The sequence below is a fragment of the Paraburkholderia sp. Tr-20389 genome (assembly GCF_017104565.1).
GTDB lineage: Bacteria > Pseudomonadota > Gammaproteobacteria > Burkholderiales > Burkholderiaceae > Paraburkholderia.
The window spans coordinates 58,131-74,192 of sequence record NZ_JAAGPD010000007.1 but is presented as its reverse complement, the minus strand read 5'-3'; the positions used below and the strand labels follow the sequence as shown (position 1 = coordinate 74,192).

At 63.2% G+C, this 16,062-nt stretch carries 11 protein-coding genes; 1 reads left to right on the top strand and 10 read right to left on the bottom strand.

Going from position 1 to position 16,062, the window contains the following annotated elements; all coding sequences use genetic code 11:
• Window positions 1-638: 638 nt before the first annotated feature.
• From G3N95_RS10605 to G3N95_RS10595, 3 genes are all read right to left on the bottom strand, one after another.
• Entirely contained in the window at window positions 639-2,912 is a 2,274-nt protein-coding gene (locus G3N95_RS10605) for an ATP-dependent DNA helicase (RefSeq protein WP_205969950.1), read from the bottom strand.
• 69 nt (window positions 2,913-2,981) lie between these two features.
• Complete coding sequence (locus G3N95_RS10600) at window positions 2,982-3,200, bottom strand: DUF465 domain-containing protein (RefSeq protein WP_012400800.1); 219 nt, start codon at window positions 3,198-3,200, stop codon at window positions 2,982-2,984.
• A gap of 125 nt (window positions 3,201-3,325) precedes the next feature.
• The gene (locus G3N95_RS10595; protein WP_241018373.1) at window positions 3,326-4,123 is read right to left on the bottom strand and encodes a colicin transporter; all 798 of its coding nucleotides are present in this window, start codon (window positions 4,121-4,123) and stop codon (window positions 3,326-3,328) included.
• A gap of 364 nt (window positions 4,124-4,487) precedes the next feature.
• Between G3N95_RS10595 and G3N95_RS10590 the strand changes: the two genes are divergently transcribed.
• On the top strand, window positions 4,488-6,830 hold the full coding sequence (locus G3N95_RS10590) for a Tex family protein (RefSeq protein WP_205969949.1): 2,343 nt from the start codon (window positions 4,488-4,490) through the stop codon (window positions 6,828-6,830).
• 893 nt (window positions 6,831-7,723) lie between these two features.
• Here the strand turns inward: G3N95_RS10590 and G3N95_RS10585 are convergent.
• The 7 genes from G3N95_RS10585 to hflK form a co-directional block, all read right to left on the bottom strand.
• Window positions 7,724-9,610 (bottom strand): potassium transporter Kup, encoded by a 1,887-nt coding sequence (locus G3N95_RS10585; protein ID WP_205969948.1) that lies wholly within the window; start codon window positions 9,608-9,610, stop codon window positions 7,724-7,726.
• Window positions 9,611-9,927: 317 nt separating this feature from the next.
• Window positions 9,928-10,512 (bottom strand): phosphoribosyltransferase, encoded by a 585-nt coding sequence (locus G3N95_RS10580; RefSeq protein ID WP_205969947.1) that lies wholly within the window; start codon window positions 10,510-10,512, stop codon window positions 9,928-9,930.
• A gap of 3 nt (window positions 10,513-10,515) precedes the next feature.
• Window positions 10,516-11,862 (bottom strand): adenylosuccinate synthase, encoded by a 1,347-nt coding sequence (locus G3N95_RS10575; RefSeq protein WP_205969946.1) that lies wholly within the window; start codon window positions 11,860-11,862, stop codon window positions 10,516-10,518.
• A gap of 210 nt (window positions 11,863-12,072) precedes the next feature.
• The gene (locus tag G3N95_RS10570; RefSeq protein WP_205969945.1) at window positions 12,073-13,224 is read right to left on the bottom strand and encodes an ATP phosphoribosyltransferase regulatory subunit; all 1,152 of its coding nucleotides are present in this window, start codon (window positions 13,222-13,224) and stop codon (window positions 12,073-12,075) included.
• A 232-nt stretch (window positions 13,225-13,456) separates the two neighbouring features.
• Entirely contained in the window at window positions 13,457-13,648 is a 192-nt protein-coding gene (locus G3N95_RS10565; protein ID WP_012400807.1) for a DUF2065 domain-containing protein, read from the bottom strand.
• Window positions 13,649-13,691: 43 nt separating this feature from the next.
• Window positions 13,692-14,606 carry a protease modulator HflC gene (hflC, locus tag G3N95_RS10560; protein ID WP_205969944.1) on the bottom strand — a complete coding sequence of 305 codons (915 nt, stop codon included), beginning with the start codon at window positions 14,604-14,606 and terminating at the stop codon, window positions 13,692-13,694.
• Between the two features lie 11 nt (window positions 14,607-14,617).
• Window positions 14,618-16,045 (bottom strand): FtsH protease activity modulator HflK, encoded by a 1,428-nt coding sequence (gene hflK / locus G3N95_RS10555; protein WP_205969943.1) that lies wholly within the window; start codon window positions 16,043-16,045, stop codon window positions 14,618-14,620.
• Between the last annotated feature and the right edge of the window lie 17 nt (window positions 16,046-16,062).

Sequence of the window (16,062 nt, the reverse complement as noted above, 5' to 3'; positions counted from 1 at the left end):
TGTTGGAGCACATTACCGGTTTTATTTTGCGCTGTTGCTTACCTTTAACCATAAAAGGACGTGATCATGAAGAAATCCCTCCTCGTAGCATCCCTGTTGGCAGCTGTGGCACTGGCTGCATGCAACAAGAGCAGCGACCAGGCAGCTGCCCCGGCTAGCGACGCTGCTGCCGCTTCGGCACCGGCTGCTGCTGCTTCGGATTCGGCTGCTGCTGCTTCGGGCGCTGCTGCTGCTGCGAGCGACGCTGCTGCTTCGGCTACGGCTGCTGCTTCGGACGCAGGCGCTGCTGCTTCGGACGCTGCTGCTTCGGCAGCTGCTCCGGCTTCGGGCGCAAGCCAGTAAGCTGTAGCACAGGGTTCGCCTCAGGGCGAAAACTGCAACGGGAAGTCCGAGGGCTTCCCGGGCAAAAAACAAAACGCCACGGATTTCAGTCCGTGGCGTTTTGCTTTATGCGCCCGCTTTACGTGCTCGATATATGCGCGCGATATTGATATCGATTATCCGGCTCGCATTCATTCGATGCGTTTCAGCTTCTAGTGTCGTCAAGCCGCGACACCTGGCAATCTATTTTTTGAAACGCGATGAACGGCCCGTTGCATCGGCAGACATCATGTATCGATGCAACGGATCGTCCCTTCTCAAGCCTGCTTCTTCTCGTCGAAAAACTCGCGCACGACATCCATCTCACGCGTGCGCTTGAAAGGCGGCAGGCTCTGCCATATACGGCGTCCATACGGCTTGTCGACGAGCCGCGTGTCGCAGATCATCAGCACGCCGCGATCGGTCTCAGAGCGGATAAGACGCCCGGCGCCCTGCTTCAGCGTAATCACCGCCTGCGGCAGCTGATGCACGGCAAACGGACTCAAGCCCTTCTTGGTCAGCGCATCGAGCCGCGCGGACAGCACGGGGTCGTCGGGCGGCGCGAATGGCAGCTTGTCGATCACGACGAGCGACAACGCATCGCCGCGCACATCCACGCCTTCCCAGAAGCTCTGACTGCCCACGAGAATCGCATTGCCATACGAGCGAAAACGATCGAGCAGTTCAGTGCGGCTCGCATCGCCCTGCACGAGCAGCGGCATGTTCCAGCCACGCGACTCGATCACGTCGCGCAACTTCGATGCGATGCGATCGACGGCGCGCAGCGTCGTGCACAACATGAACACACCGCCGCCCGATGCTTCGATGGCGGGCAGCGCCGCATCGAAGACAGCGTCGGTGAACATCGGCGACGACGGCTGCGGCAGATTGCGCGGCACGTAGAGCAGACCCTGCGTGCCGTAATCGAACGGACTGGGCAGCGTCATCGAGCGGCGCGAGTTGAGGCCCATCTGCGCCGCGTAATGCGCGAAGTCGCCACGCACGGACAGCGTCGCCGACGTGAAGACCCATGCGCGCGGCACGCCTGCGCGTTGCTTCGCGAAAATGGGCGCAACGGATAGCGGCGTCTCGTGAAGTTGAACGGTATGCGAGAACACTTCGATCCAGCGCACCTTCTCGTTCGGATCGCCTTTCTCCGCTGCCGATCCGGCAGCGGATGCCGCGTCGCGCTCTGCTTCCGTCGGCGGCGTGGTCCAGCCCGACAGCACGTCCTGCAACTCGCGCGCACGACGCAGCAGCGCGCCCAGCGACTCGGCGCGCTCCGACTGTCCGGCGAGCGCGCCAGCGAGCGCATCGAGTTCGGTCTCGACGGCTTCGAGTGCCGGGAACAGCGGATGATCGTCGGGCAACTGTCCGATCGACAGACGCACGGAATCTTCCTTGAACGCGAGCCGCACGTCGCGCGCCGAGCGTTCGAGCGCCGCACCGAGCTTCACCCAGTCGACGGCATCGCGCGCATGACCGAGGCCTTCCGCTACAGAGTCGCGCGCGAGTTCGAGAAACTGCGTGGTCGACAGCGTCTCGCCGAAGAACAGCGTCGCGGTTTCGGGCAACTGATGCGCTTCGTCGAAGATGACGGTATTCGCCGTCGGCAGCAGTTCGGCCATACCCGTATCGCGCAACATGATGTCGGCGAAAAACAGATGGTGATTCACGACGACGATATCGGCCTGCTGCGCTTCGCGACGCGCCTGCATCACGAAACAGTCCTTGTACTGCGGACATTCCTGACCGAGACAGTTGTCGCGCGTCGACGTCACCATCGACCACACGGCGGCCGTCTCCGGCACGCTCGCAAGCTCGGCCTTGTCGCCTGTACGCGTGATCTTCGCGAAGCGGATGATGTCCTGCAGATACGACGTTTCCTGCCGCGACGGCAGGCGTCCGTTGTCCGCCGTGCGTTGCAGGTAGTAGTGGCACAGATAGTTCGCGCGGCCCTTGAGCATCGCAACGGACACGGGCACGGCGAGCGCGTCGCGCACAGTCGGAATGTCGCGCTGAAAGAGCTGATCCTGCAGGTGCTTCGTGCCCGTCGAAACGATGACCTTGCCGCCCCACAACATGGCGGGTACGAGGTACGCATAGGTCTTGCCCGTGCCTGTACCGGCCTCCACGATCAGCGTGTTTTCGCCGCCTTCGAGATCGCCTTCGTGAGCCGATGCCTGATCCGCGTGCGTTTCGCTTGCCGATGGCGATGCCGATTGCTGCAAACGCCGCGCCGGTCGCTTCTGCGCCTCGAACATCGCGGGCTCGGGCATCGCGCGGCCCGAGGCTTCCATTGCGGCCGCAACGGCGCGTGCCATCTCGATCTGCGATGCGCGCGGCCGGTAGCCGTCGATCTGACGCGCGAGCAGTCCATCGGCGGCGAAGATGTCGGCAAGTTCCGACGATCGCTTGTGAGTCAGCGACGCTGCCAGCGCGCCGCCGCCCGACGCGCCTTTCGTGGCGCGTTCGTCAGGGGCCGGCGCAGCGGCGCCCGACGCGTCATCGGCCGACGCCGCCCGGGAAGAAGATTGAAGCGGTGAGTTCAAGGCAAGCGATTCCTGCAAAGTCCGGCGCGCCACACACTGAACGGGGCCGGCGCCTGCCTGGCCGCGCTGTCAGTTGCGTGCTTCCGGTTCAAGCTGCAATTGCAGCAAGATGATGGTGTCCTTGACCTTGAGTTTGCGCTTTTTCAGGCGCTGTATCTCGAGGTCGTCGATGCCGGGTTCCTCGGACATTCTGTCGATCAACCGGTCGAGTCCGCTGTGCTCCGATTCCAGTTGCAGAATGCGGTCGCGCAGTGTGTCCGCGTCGATGACGCGATGATGGTCGCGCATGCTCGCCTCCTCTTTCGAAATGGCGAAGGCCGCGCTGCGCGGTCGCTCCGCTCGAGGTTGCTGTCCGGCCTGAAACGCGTTACGGCTGTTGCTGACTTGATGCTACCGACTGATGCTACTTACTGCTATTGCTGTTGCTGTTGCTTCTGTTGCTGGTCGAGCTGCTGTTGCTGCTTCGCCTGCTCGTCCTGCTTCTGCCTCGCTTTCTCGGCCGCCTGCTTCTGACGCTCTTCGACGTCGGCCTTATGCTGCGTCGCCTCCGTCTGCTTCTGCTCGTAGCGCTGCTGCTTCTCGACGCGCTCCTGGGCCTTCTGCGCGGCCTGACGATGCGCCTCGTCGAGCTTGCGCTGGAAGTCGGCCTGTTTCGCGTCATAGGCCTTCTGGTTCGCGGCCGCCTGCGACGGCGAGATACCGCGCTGCGCCTGATCGATAGCGTGCTGCTGCTGCTTCTGCTGATACGCCTGCTCGTTCGCGGACCGCTGCGGCGCTTCGGCTTCGCGCTGCGCCTGGTTCAACTGATGCTGGCGCTGCTTGTCCTCATAGGCTTGCGCGTTGCGCGCGTCCTGCGCTTCGCGTCCGGGCGCGTCGGCTTCATACTGCGCGCGCTTGACGGCCGCCTGCTCGTCGCGTTGACGCGCGTGCTGCATGCGCTTTTCGTCGTCGAGCGCGAGTTGCTCCTTGCGGATGTCGGCCGCGACCACGCGCATGTCGTCGCGCGCCGAGTTCAGGCAATGATTGACGAAAAACTTGCTATAACAGTTGTGCTGGGCGACGGCGTAACGATAGTTGTTGTCGGCCGTGCGGCCATCGAGCGCCTTCTGGCGCAGGTCGAAATCGCTCGAATCCGAGACATCCACGGCCGCCGCCCCCGAAGCCGCCACCGCCGACGATGCGCCCGGCGTGCTCTGCTGCGCATCGGCCATTCCAGGTGCAACGGCCGCACAGGCGACGAACGCGAGCGATGCGGCAAGCGCGACACGTCGGATGGACGCGGCAGACCCGAAGGCAACGGAAGCAACTGGCAGCCTGGAAACGGGCGATGCGGGCGATGCGAGCGGGGATCGAAGCGAGGATCCGGGCGAAATGCGGGAGGTTGGCAACGTCGTAGATGGGCAACGGAACATGCCTGAAATTCTATCACCCCGCGCTTGAGCGCTCGGTCATTTATGGCAAAATGCCCCGCTTCAACGAGCTTTCACGCGCTTGCGCGCCTTTTTCAGCAACCCGGCCGCCGCGCCTCTCGCGCCGCACGGCCACAGTCGAATCCGGCAGGAACATCAAGACCCTATGACGGACACCGTAGCACTCAAGATCGTACAGCGCATCGCCACCGAACTCACCGTCCAGCCCCGCCAGGTCGCGGCCGCGGTGGCCCTTCTCGATGAAGGAGCGACTGTTCCGTTTATCGCCCGGTACCGGAAGGAAGTCACCGGCAATCTCGACGACACGCAACTGCGTACGCTCGAAGAACGCCTGCTCTATCTGCGCGAACTCGAAGACCGCCGCGCCGCGATCATCGCGAGCATCGACGAACAGGGCAAGCTCACGGACGAACTGCGCACTGCGATCGAAGGCGCCGACAGCAAGCAGGTGCTGGAAGATCTCTATCTGCCGTACAAGCCGAAGCGCCGCACGCGCGCGCAGATCGCCCGCGAAGCCGGCCTGCAGCCGCTCGCCGATGCGCTGCTCGCGAATCCGCTGCTCGATCCGCAGACGGAAGCCGCGCAATACGTCGACGCCGAGAAAGGGGTTGCGGACGTCAAGGCCGCACTCGACGGCGCGCGCGACATCCTCTCGGAACAGTTCGGCGAAACGGCCGAAGTGCTCGGCAAGCTGCGCGACTATCTGTTCAATCAGGGCGTTCTGACGTCGACGGTGGTCGAAGGCAAGGAAGGCGAAGAAGGCGAGAAATTCCGCGACTACTACGACTATTCCGAAACGATCCGCACGGTGCCGTCGCATCGCGCGCTCGCCCTCTTCCGCGGCCGCAATGCGGGCGTGTTGATGATCAAGCTCGGGCTCGGCGAAGAACTCGACGCGCAGGTGCCGCACCCTGGCGAGGCGATGATCGCGCGCCACTTCGGCATTGCGAATCAGGGCCGTCCCGCCGACAAGTGGCTGTCGGACGTGTGCCGCTGGTGCTGGCGCGTGAAGGTGCAGCCGCACATCGAAAACGAGTTGCTGACGAATCTGCGCGAAGAAGCCGAAAGCGAGGCGATCCGTGTGTTCGCACGCAACCTGAAGGATCTTCTGCTTGCAGCACCGGCCGGCCCGAAGGCCGTGATCGGTCTCGATCCGGGTCTGCGTACGGGCGTGAAGGTGGCCGTCGTTGATCGCACGGGCAAGCTGCTCGCCACTGACACGATCTACCCGCATGAACCGCGCCGCGACTGGGACGGTTCGCTCGCGAAGCTCGCACGCATCGCCGCGCAGACGCAGGCGGAACTGGTGAGCATCGGCAACGGCACGGCATCGCGCGAAACGGACAAGCTCGCGAGCGAGCTGATCGCGCGTCATCCCGAGCTGAAGCTGCAGAAGATCGTCGTGTCGGAAGCGGGCGCGTCGGTGTACTCGGCGTCGGAACTCGCTGCGAAGGAATTCCCGGAGCTGGACGTGTCGCTGCGTGGCGCAGTATCGATTGCGCGCCGACTGCAAGACCCGCTGGCGGAACTTGTGAAAATCGAGCCGAAGGCGATCGGTGTCGGTCAGTATCAGCATGACGTGAATCAGCGCGAGCTTGCGCGTTCGCTCGATGCCGTCGTCGAAGACTGCGTGAACGCGGTCGGCGTGGATGCGAACACGGCGTCCGTCGCGTTGCTCGCGCGCGTGTCCGGCCTGAACGCGACGCTCGCGCGCAACATCGTCGACTATCGCGATGCGAACGGTCCGTTCCCGACTCGCGACCACCTGCGCAAGGTGCCGCGCCTCGGCGACAAGACTTTCGAGCAGGCTGCGGGCTTTTTGCGGATCAACGGCGGAGAGAATCCGCTCGACCGTTCGTCGGTCCACCCGGAAGCGTATCCCCTCGTCGAGCGGATGCTGGCGAAGATCGCCAAGAACATCGGCGAGGTACTCGGCAATCGAGATGCATTGAACCGTCTGTCGCCGGCCGAATTCGTCGATGACCGTTTCGGTCTGCCGACGGTGCGCGACATTCTCTCCGAACTTGAGAAGCCGGGCCGCGATCCGCGTCCTGAGTTCAAGACGGCGACGTTCCGCGAAGGCGTCGAGAAGATTTCCGACTTGTCGCCTGGCATGGTCCTGGAAGGCGTGGTGACGAACGTAGCCGCGTTTGGCGCGTTCATCGATATTGGCGTCCATCAGGATGGACTCGTGCATGTGTCGGCGATGTCGACCAAGTTCATCAAGGATCCGCACGAAGTCGTGAAGGCTGGGCAGATCGTTAAGGTCAAGGTGCTGGAGGTCGACGTCAAGCGTCAGCGGATTTCGTTGACGATGCGGTTGGATGATGATTTTGCTGCCAGCGGCAGTGGCGCGCCTGCGCGCGCTGGGCAGCAGGATCGGGGTGGGCGGTCGGGTGGTGCCGGTGCCCGGACGCAGCAGGCTCGCTCGCGGGAGGCCGAGCCTGTTAATGCTATGGCTGCTGCTTTTGCTAAATTGAAGCGGTAAGGTTTTCGGGGTTTTACGCCGGCATCCGCGGTTTGCTTCTGGTTTGCTGGCGTTGCCCCTGTGGCATTTTTGCCTGCGGCGCGGCGTTGCCCGTTTTTTTGCTGTCGATTTTGCTTTCGCTGGCATCCGCGATTTCTAGCGTTGGCATCCGCGTGATGTTTCTGGTTTGCTAGTGTTGCCCCTGTGCGGGGCGGCACTTACTTTCTTTGCCGCCGCAAAGAAAGTAAGCAAAGAAAGCGGGCTAACACCGCCAGTGCTTGTTGTTGCCTGCGGGCCCCCAGCGGGTCCCGCTCTCCACACGGCAACACTTTGTTTTTGCGCCCATTGCCAACGCCCTGAACAGGCGCATCACCCACTCCAGTCACCCGTAGCGCAGCCAGCGGCAGCGACCCGTCTGCGCCGCCCAGGTGGCAAACTGTGTGTAGGTTGTCGCACCGCACACTTGAGCGCTTCTACGACACCGATCCCGCTTTTCCGTCCGGAGTGGTGCATTTGCATCGAGACGGCCTACACACAGTTTGCCACCTGGGCGGCGGTCGACGTCTGGTAACGCAGTTTGTGACGCGGGGGCGTGAAGTGGGTTAGGCGAATCCAGGGGCGCTGGCAACGAGCGTGGGTTAGCTCGTTGCCGCATGAGGCGTAAGAACTGTCGGGGGCCCGCAGGCAACAGCTAGGATTGGCGGGGTTAGCCCGCTTTCTTTGCTTACTTTCTTTGCGGCGGCAAAGAAAGTAAGTGCCGCCCCGCACAGGGGCAACGCTAGCAAACCAGAAGCAAAACGCGGATGCCAGCGAAAGCGAAAGCAAAACCGCAGAACCGCAGAACCGAAACCAAACGGCGAAGCCCGGCGCCGAGAAGGCAAGAATGTCGACTGCGTCGCAGACAAAAAAAAACGTCAAATCTCGATCTTAGTCCCCAACTCAACCACCCGATTCGCGGGAATACTAAAGAAATCCGTCGGCTTGGCCGCATTCTGATGCATCCACGCGAACACACGTTCGCGCCACACCGACATGCCGGGCAACTGCGTCGGCACAACGGTCTCGCGTGCCAAAAAGAACGACGTGTCCATCAACTCGAACGACATGTCATGCGACACGCTGATCTGTTCGAGCACCGCCTTGACGTCAGGCGTCTCGTTGAACCCGTACGCGGCCTTCACGAGAAACAGCCCACCGCTCACGTCCTTCACCGTCAGCCGGTCCTTGTCGTCGACATACGGAATATCCCGCGTGATGAACGTCAGAAAGATCGTCCGCTCATGCAGCACCTTGTTGTGCTTGAGATTGTGCAGCAAGCTCACGGGCACCAGCGTCGCGCTGCCCGTCAGATAGATCGCCGTCCCCGACACGCGATGCGGCGGATGCGCCAGCAATCCCTGCACGAAGGGCATCAGCGGAATACCGTCGGCAGCCGTGCGCTCCTTCACGATCATGCGCCCCTTGAACCACGTCATCAGCAGGAAGAACAGCAGCGCGCCAATGCCGAGCGGCAGCCAGCCGCCCTCCGCCACCTTCAGCAAATTCGCGCCGAAGAACCCCAGGTCGACCATCAGCAACGCCCCGATGATCAGCGCCACCACGCCCTTGTTCCAGTTCCACACCTTCACCATCACGACGCTAGCGAGAATCGTCGTGATCACCATCGTCGCCGTCACGGCAATACCGTAAGCCGCAGCCAGATTGTCCGAACTCTTGAACGCAATGACGATGCACAGAATGATGAACAGCAGCATCCAGTTGACGACGGGTACATAGATCTGCCCGATCGCGAGCTCCGACGTGTGCAAGATCTTCATGCGCGGCACGTAGCCGAGCTGGATCGCCTGGCTCGTCAGCGAATAAGCGCCGGAAATCACCGCCTGCGACGCGATAACGGTGGCAACCGTCGACAGCACGACGAGCGGCAGCAGCGCCCAGTCCGGCGCGAGCAGGAAGAACGGATTTTCGATCGCCTTCGGATCGTGCATCAGCAGCGCGCCCTGGCCGAAGTAGTTCAACACCAGCGACGGCATCACGAGCGAATACCACGCGCAACGGATCGGCGCCGCACCGAAGTGGCCCATGTCGGCGTAAAGCGCTTCCGCGCCCGTCAGCACCAGCACGACCGAGCCGAGTACCACGTAGGCCTGCAGCACGTGCGCCGACATGAACGAGAACGCGTAGTACGGATTGAGCGCCTTGATCACTTCCGGCGACTGCACGATGTGCGACAGGCCAAGCACGGCGAGCGTCAGGAACCACAGCACCATGATCGGGCCGAACAGCCGGCCGACCATCGCCGTCCCGTGGCGCTGGATCCAGAACAGCAGCACGAGAATCACCATCGTGAGCGGCAGCACCAGATGTGAGAGCTTCGGCGCCGCTATCTCCAGACCTTCAACGGCGGACATCACCGAAATGGCGGGCGTGATCACCGCGTCGCCATAGAACATGCAGGCACCGAAGATGCCGAGCATCATCAGCAGGCCGGCCGCCTTGCTCTTCGTGTCGAACGAGCGCAGCGACAGCGCCATCAGCGCGAGCACGCCGCCCTCGCCGTTATTGTCGGCACGCATCACGAACATCACGTACTTGATGCTGACGACCACGATGATCGCCCAGAACAGCAGCGAAATGACGCCGAGAATGGAGCTTTCGGTGAGAGGAATACCGTGGGAGGGGCTGAAGGCTTCTTTCAGCGAGTACAGCGGGCTTGTACCGATATCCCCGAAAACCACGCCGATCGCAGCAACTGCAAGCGAGGGCAAGGGCTGCTTCGGGACGTGAGGGTTATCTGTCATAAACGCGAAAAGAATCCGTTCCTGAGCGGCAAAAACGAACGCTATTCTAATGAATAGTGGCGTCAAAGCCCACCACCCGGCCCGTTGTGCGCACGCCACGCCATCGCGTAACGGCAGCCCAGTGTAGCATCGCGCCCCTGTTCCGGCCTGTGTTTGCGCGTGTCAAGGGTGGTGTTGCGAAATTTTTGCGGATCGCGTTGCGGGCCCGCGCCCTGCCCGCCTCGACCACGAACGGACATAAAAAACGGAGCCTCGAAGGGCTCCGTTTCAATTTGCCGCGGATCGCGGCCATCGATTGGCGCGACGGCGGCTGAATGCTAGCCGGCGTCCGTCGAACGCTCCTGGCCGCGCTTGATCCACGCGCCCAGGTTATGCGGACGCACCGTGTCCCATTCCTCGAACGGCTGGTGGATCCACGGGTTCGTCCCGAGATACTGCACGTGATAGTCCGGCTTCACCTTCGAGCACGCCTTCCACCACAGCACGGCGGAACGCACCGACGTAATCGCCGGATAGCGTTCCTTCAGATGCTGCTGCACGCGCGCGAGCGTCACGCCCGAATCGACGAGATCGTCAACCAGCAACACGTTGCCCGACAGTTCGCCGCGCGTCATCGTGATGTATTGCGCGATATCGAGGTCGCCTTGCTCCGTGCCCGCCGCTTCGCGGTACGAACTGGTCGCGAGGATCGCGAGCGGCAGATCGTAAATGCGCGACAGCTGATCGCCGACGCGCAAGCCGCCGCGCGCGAGGCACAGGATCTTGTCGAACTTCCAGCCCGATTCGTGCACGGCGAGCGCCAGCATTTCGATCAGCCGGTGATATTCGTCCCAGCCGACCCACAGATTGCGCTCGTCGTTGCGCGGGTCCTTCATTTCAATCATCGGTACACCCTGGATCATGCGTTAAACCTTGAACGGGTGACGCAGAAGAATGGTTTCGTCGCGGTCCGGACCCGTCGACACCATGTCGATGGGCACGCCCGCCACTTCCTGCACGCGCGTCAGATACGCCTGAGCGTTGGCGGGCAGCTTGTTCCATTCCTTGATACCGACCGTGCTTTCCTTCCAGCCACCAAAGGTTTCGTACACCGGCTCGCAGCGCGACACTTCAGACGCGCCACGCGGCAGGATGTCGGCGTCCTTGCCGTCGATCGTATAGCCGACGCACAGCTTGACTTCATCGAGGCCATCCAGCACGTCGAGCTTCGTGATGCACAGACCCGACACGCCGTTGATCTGGATCGCGCGGCGCAGCGCGGCAGCGTCGAGCCAGCCGGTGCGGCGCGGACGACCCGTGACCGAGCCGAATTCCTTGCCGACCTTCGCGAGCGTCAGACCGACTTCTTCCTGGCGGTTCGCATTGTCCGCGTCGTACAGCTCGCTCGGGAACGGGCCCGAACCGACGCGCGTGCAGTATGCCTTCGTGATGCCGAGAATGTAGTTCAGCTTCTGCGGACCGATGCCCGCGCCTGCCGTCGCGGCACCCGCGACGCAGTTGCTCGACGTGACGAACGGGTACGTGCCGTGATCGATGTCGAGCAGCGTGCCTTGCGCGCCTTCGAACAGCAGGTTGTTGCCCACGTGGTTCTCGTCGTAGAGACGGCGCGACACGTCGGCCACCATCGGCTTGAGACGATCGGCGTAGCTCAACATCATGTCGAGCGTCTGCTGATAGTCGACAGCCGGCGCGCCCAGATATTGCGTGAGCACGAAGTTGTGGAAATCGAGGTTCGCACGCAGGCGCTCGGCGAACGCCTTCGGCTCGAACAGGTCTTGCACGCGCAAACCGCGGCGCGCGACCTTGTCTTCGTAGGCCGGACCGATGCCGCGTCCCGTCGTGCCGATCTTGCCGGCGCCGCTGCGTGCTTCGCGCGCCTGGTCGATGGCAACGTGGTACGGGAGAATCAGCGTGGTGGCTTCGGAAATGAAGAGACGCTTTTGCACGTCGACGCCGGCCGATTCCAGCTCTTCGATTTCCTTGAACAATGCTTCCGGAGACAACACGACGCCATTGCCGATGTAGCAGGCGACGCCCGGGCGCATGATGCCCGACGGAATCAGACGCAAGATGGTTTTCTTGCCGCCGATGATGAGCGTATGACCGGCGTTATGACCGCCCTGGAAACGAACGACGCCTTGCGCGTGGTCCGTGAGCCAGTCAACGATCTTGCCTTTGCCCTCATCACCCCACTGGGTACCCACGACGACGACATTGCGCCCAGGGTTCACATTCACTGCGCTGGCAGACATGTTGTTTCTTAAGCTGGTTAAAAACGTATTTTACCTATGTTCGCGGAAGCTTCCGGATTTTTTCGCGGACTGATGTCCAGAATTTCCGTTTCCGCTCAAAGGCATGGATGAACCGCATCGTCCAAAGGCCGTCGCTGCGGCCGATGGCGGGCGGGCATTCCGATCGTTGCGGCGTCACGTTTCACATGACGCCGCGCGCACTCACCACACTCAGGACTTCGATTCGACGACCCACTGGCCATTGCGCTCGACCAGCACCCGGTCGCACGCGAATTCGTCGAGCGCATGATCGTGACCCGGCAGCGCCTGGATCACGACTTCGCCTGCATCGCGCAATGCGGCAACGCTCGCACGCAACGCTTCGCCATGCTGCCACGGCGCGAGGATGGCGCTGCTGCGCGCCTCGATGGGCGAAATGCGCGCGACTTCGCGCAGATCCAGCGAAAAGCCCGTCGCCGCGCGGGCACGGCCGTATGCCTGGCCGACCTTGTCGTATCGGCCGCCGCGCGCGACGGCATTCGGCACGCCGTCGACATAGGCCGAGAACATCACGCCACTGTGATACGCGTAGCCGCGCAGATCCGCGAGATCGATCATCACTTCCGCGCCGCCGACCTGTTGTGCGAGGAACGCGAGGTCGTCGAGTGCGCGCGCGATTTCCGGCGCGTTCGGCAGGCGCGCACGCGCCTCCTCGAGCACGGTCGCGTCGCCGTACAGCGTGGGCAACGCACGCAGCGCGTCGCGCGTGACAGGCGTGAGGTTCGCGGTCAGTTCGTTCAGCAGCGGCACATCCTTGCCCGAGAGCGCTTCGTACAGCGATTCGCCGAGTTCGGCAGCGGCCGGCTCACTGTCGACCAGCGCACCCAGCACGGCGGCATGGCACAGGTCGAGACGCACACGGCCAAGGCCCGCGAGATGCAGCGCGTCGAGCATCAGTTGCTGGATTTCCAGATCGGCTTCAAGACCGGCATGACCGTAGATTTCGGCGCCGATCTGGATCTGCTCGCGCGTCGCGTGCAGGCCACGCGGACGCGTATGCAGCACATTGCCGGCGTAGCACAGACGCGTCACGCCCTGACGGTTCAACAGGTGCGCGTCGATGCGCGCGACCTGCGGCGTGATGTCGGCACGCAGCCCGAGCGTGCGGCCCGATAGCTGGTCAACGAGCTTGAAGGTGCGCAGATTCAGGTCGCGGCCGCCGCCCGTCAGCAGCGACTCGAGGTATTCGAGCAGCGGCGGCATGACCATTTCGTAGCCGTATGCGCGAAAACGGTCGAGCAACCGCCGACGCAGTTCTTCGATCTTGCGTGCCTCCGACGGCAGCACGTCGGCAATATTCTCGGGAAGTAACCAGGTCGACATCGATACAGTCCTACGACGGTGAATCCGGCGTCATGGCAGACGCCGTTGGGAATGGGAGCGACGCAATGGCGCATGAACGCACGAGTGCGCTGGCGCGCTGCGGGTGTTGCTTTCCGGGCCGACGATGTGCCGCCCTGTCATGCGCCGGGCAGGCGCGCTGCGGCACAGGCCGCAGTGGTCAAAAGCGAAGAGGACGCCGCCTCGTGAGCGGCGCTCGATAGTTCCGCGACGTCTACGTCGCGATCAGCAGCAGCAACAGCCCTAGCACCATGACGATCAATCCGCCGATCCGGATGTGGTGCGGCGGACGCTCCGCTATTTTACGGAACGTGTCGCGCCAGGCGCCCGGAAACACGAACGGGAACATCCCCTCGATGATCAGCATCAGTGCGATCGCGAGCAATAACGAGCCGGCTATGTCCATGCGATGAGGCCGCCGCGATTCGTATGCCGCGGCGTTCCGGTAATCAGTGTTTGTGCGCGCCCGTCGGCGCAACGGAAGTCGATGGGGCGGCGCCGCCGCCATCCGGGCCGCGCATGAAGCGGAAGAACTCGCTGCTCGAGTCGACAACCATCACGTCGCCCGGCTTGAAGCTGTTCTTGTACGCCTGCATGCTCTGGTAGAACCGGTAGAACTGCGGATCCTGGCCGTACGCTTCGGCGGCAATCGACGCGGCCTTGCCGTCGCCGTCACCCTTGATCGCCTGCGCCTGCTTGTATGCGTCGGCGAGCACCGCTTGCTGCTGCTGTGCTGCGTCCGCCTTGATCTTGTCCGCTTCGGACGCGCCTTCCGCGCGTTCCTGGTTCGCGATCTGTTCGCGCGCGGCGATCATCCGCTTGTAGACGGAGTCGGCCATGGCCGCCGGGAAGTCAATGCGCGTGAGCGTCACGTCGACCACATCGACGCCCAGCGACGCCGCGCCCTTCTGCATGCCGTCGCGCGCTTGCGTCGCGATCGCGTCCTGCTTCGCGAGCGCGTCGGGCAGCGTGTACTTCGCGAACGCATCGCCGAGTGCGCCGCGCGTGAGCAACGCGAGACGCTCGGGCAAGCTCTGCACGTCACCCTTCGTTTCCGAAACGAGCTTCACGGGATCGGACACGCGGAATTTGACGACGGGATTGACCAACAAGTCGGTCTTGTCCGACGTGGCGTAACGGTCTTCGTCCGGTGTGTCGAGCGACTGGATGCGCGTGTCCACCGACGTCACCGTTTGCAGCGGCGGCGGCAGCTTCACGTGCAGACCCGGACCGGCGAGCGTCGGCGCGGCGTCGCCGCGGCCGGACACGACAGCCATATGCGGCTGATCGACGACAAACACCATCGACGATGCCGCGAACAGCACGATGACGATGGCCACGACGAGCGCAACGATTTTATTCATGTTCGCGCTCCTTATTGCAGATCGTCTTCGCGGCCGCGGCTGCGGAACGAATCGCGCGAACGGAACGCATCGCTGGCGGCTGCAGCCTGGCTTGCGCTGCTGACGGGTGCGGCCGGCTGCGTGACGATGGTCGGCGTATTGCCGCCTTGCGCCGCCGCTTGTGCACCCTGCGATGCGCCCTGTGCGTTCTGTGCGTTCTGTGCGTTTGGCTGGTTCGGCGCGGACGGCGCCCCCTGCGCTGCCGACGCCGAGTTCGCCGCCGTTCCCTCGGCCGCCCGTTGGCGCGTCTGCTCGACGAGCTTATCCAGCGGCAGATACAACACGTTGCTGCCCGACTTGCTGTCGACGAATACCTTCGTCGTATTCGAATAGATCTGCTGCATGGTTTCGAGGTACATCCGGTCGCGGATCACAGCAGGCGCCTTCGAATACTGCGCATAGACTTCCTTGAAGCGTTCGGCGTCGCCTTCCGCCTGTGCGACCACGCGGTCGGCATACGTCTTCGCGTCGTCGATCATGCGCTCGCCTTCCGCCTTCGCGCGCGGCAGGAGTTCGTTTGCATAGGCTTGGGCATCGCGCTTCGCACGCTCGCGATCCTGACGTGCCTTCGCGGCGTCGTCGAACGCGGCCTGCACCTGGTCGGGGGGCTGCACGCCCTGGATCGTCACGCCCGTGACGGCGAGACCCGTGCGATATTCGTCCAACGAATGCTGGATCGCTTCCGACAATTGCGCGCGAATCGCCTCACGGTCCTGATACAGGATGTCGTTCGTGCTGCGCGAACCGACGATCTGCCGCACAGCTGCCTGCGCAGCCTGCGTGACGCTCAGATCGGGATCGGCGCTACGGAACAGATAATCGGTCGGCTTGCGGATCTGGTACTGAACGGCAAAACGGACATCGACGATATCGGCGTCGTGCGTGAGCATCGACGCGTCCTTCACGTTCGCGAGACGCACCACGTTGTTGCGGCCGATTTCCACCGAGCGCACCTGGCCGACATTGACGAGTTCATGCGATTCGAACGGATACGGCAGGCGCCAGTGCACGCCCTGCCCGGCCGTGTCGCGCAACTGGCCGAAGCGCAGCACCACGGCCGCCTGGCCGTCCTGCACGACGAACACACCGCTGCCGAGATAGATGGCGATCAGCACGCCGATGATGATGCCCACGCCGATACGCGCTCCGCGCCCGTTGTCAGGACGCGGACCGCCGCCACCGCCCTTGCGGCCGAACACGCGCGACAGGCGCCGGTTGAAGTCGCGCCACATTTCGTCGAGATCGGGCGGACCTTCGCTGTCCTTGCCGTTGGGCGGACGCTTCGAATCGTTCAGACGCTGGCGGTCGCCATTGCCTTCGCCCCGGCCCCAGCGCGGGTCGTTCAGCGACAACATGGCGCGCACACGCAGCCAGATACTCCGCTCGTTGTAATCGTTCACCTGTGTTCGTTCACCAG

What these genes read in the sequence shown, in the direction of transcription:
- hflC (WP_205969944.1), bottom strand. Translation starts at nt 14,606, where the DNA reads ATGAATAAAATCGTTGCGCTCGTCGTGGCCATCGTCATCGTGCTGTTC.
- G3N95_RS10595 (WP_241018373.1), bottom strand. Translation starts at nt 4,123, where the DNA reads ATGGCCGATGCGCAGCAGAGCACGCCGGGCGCATCGTCGGCGGTGGCG.
- G3N95_RS10575 (WP_205969946.1), bottom strand. Translation starts at nt 11,862, where the DNA reads ATGTCTGCCAGCGCAGTGAATGTGAACCCTGGGCGCAATGTCGTCGTC.
- G3N95_RS10570 (WP_205969945.1), bottom strand. Translation starts at nt 13,224, where the DNA reads ATGTCGACCTGGTTACTTCCCGAGAATATTGCCGACGTGCTGCCGTCG.
- G3N95_RS10590 (WP_205969949.1), top strand. Translation starts at nt 4,488, where the DNA reads ATGACGGACACCGTAGCACTCAAGATCGTACAGCGCATCGCCACCGAA.
- G3N95_RS10580 (WP_205969947.1), bottom strand. Translation starts at nt 10,512, where the DNA reads ATGATCCAGGGTGTACCGATGATTGAAATGAAGGACCCGCGCAACGAC.
- G3N95_RS10565 (WP_012400807.1), bottom strand. Translation starts at nt 13,648, where the DNA reads ATGGACATAGCCGGCTCGTTATTGCTCGCGATCGCACTGATGCTGATC.
- G3N95_RS10585 (WP_205969948.1), bottom strand. Translation starts at nt 9,610, where the DNA reads ATGACAGATAACCCTCACGTCCCGAAGCAGCCCTTGCCCTCGCTTGCA.
- G3N95_RS10600 (WP_012400800.1), bottom strand. Translation starts at nt 3,200, where the DNA reads ATGCGCGACCATCATCGCGTCATCGACGCGGACACACTGCGCGACCGC.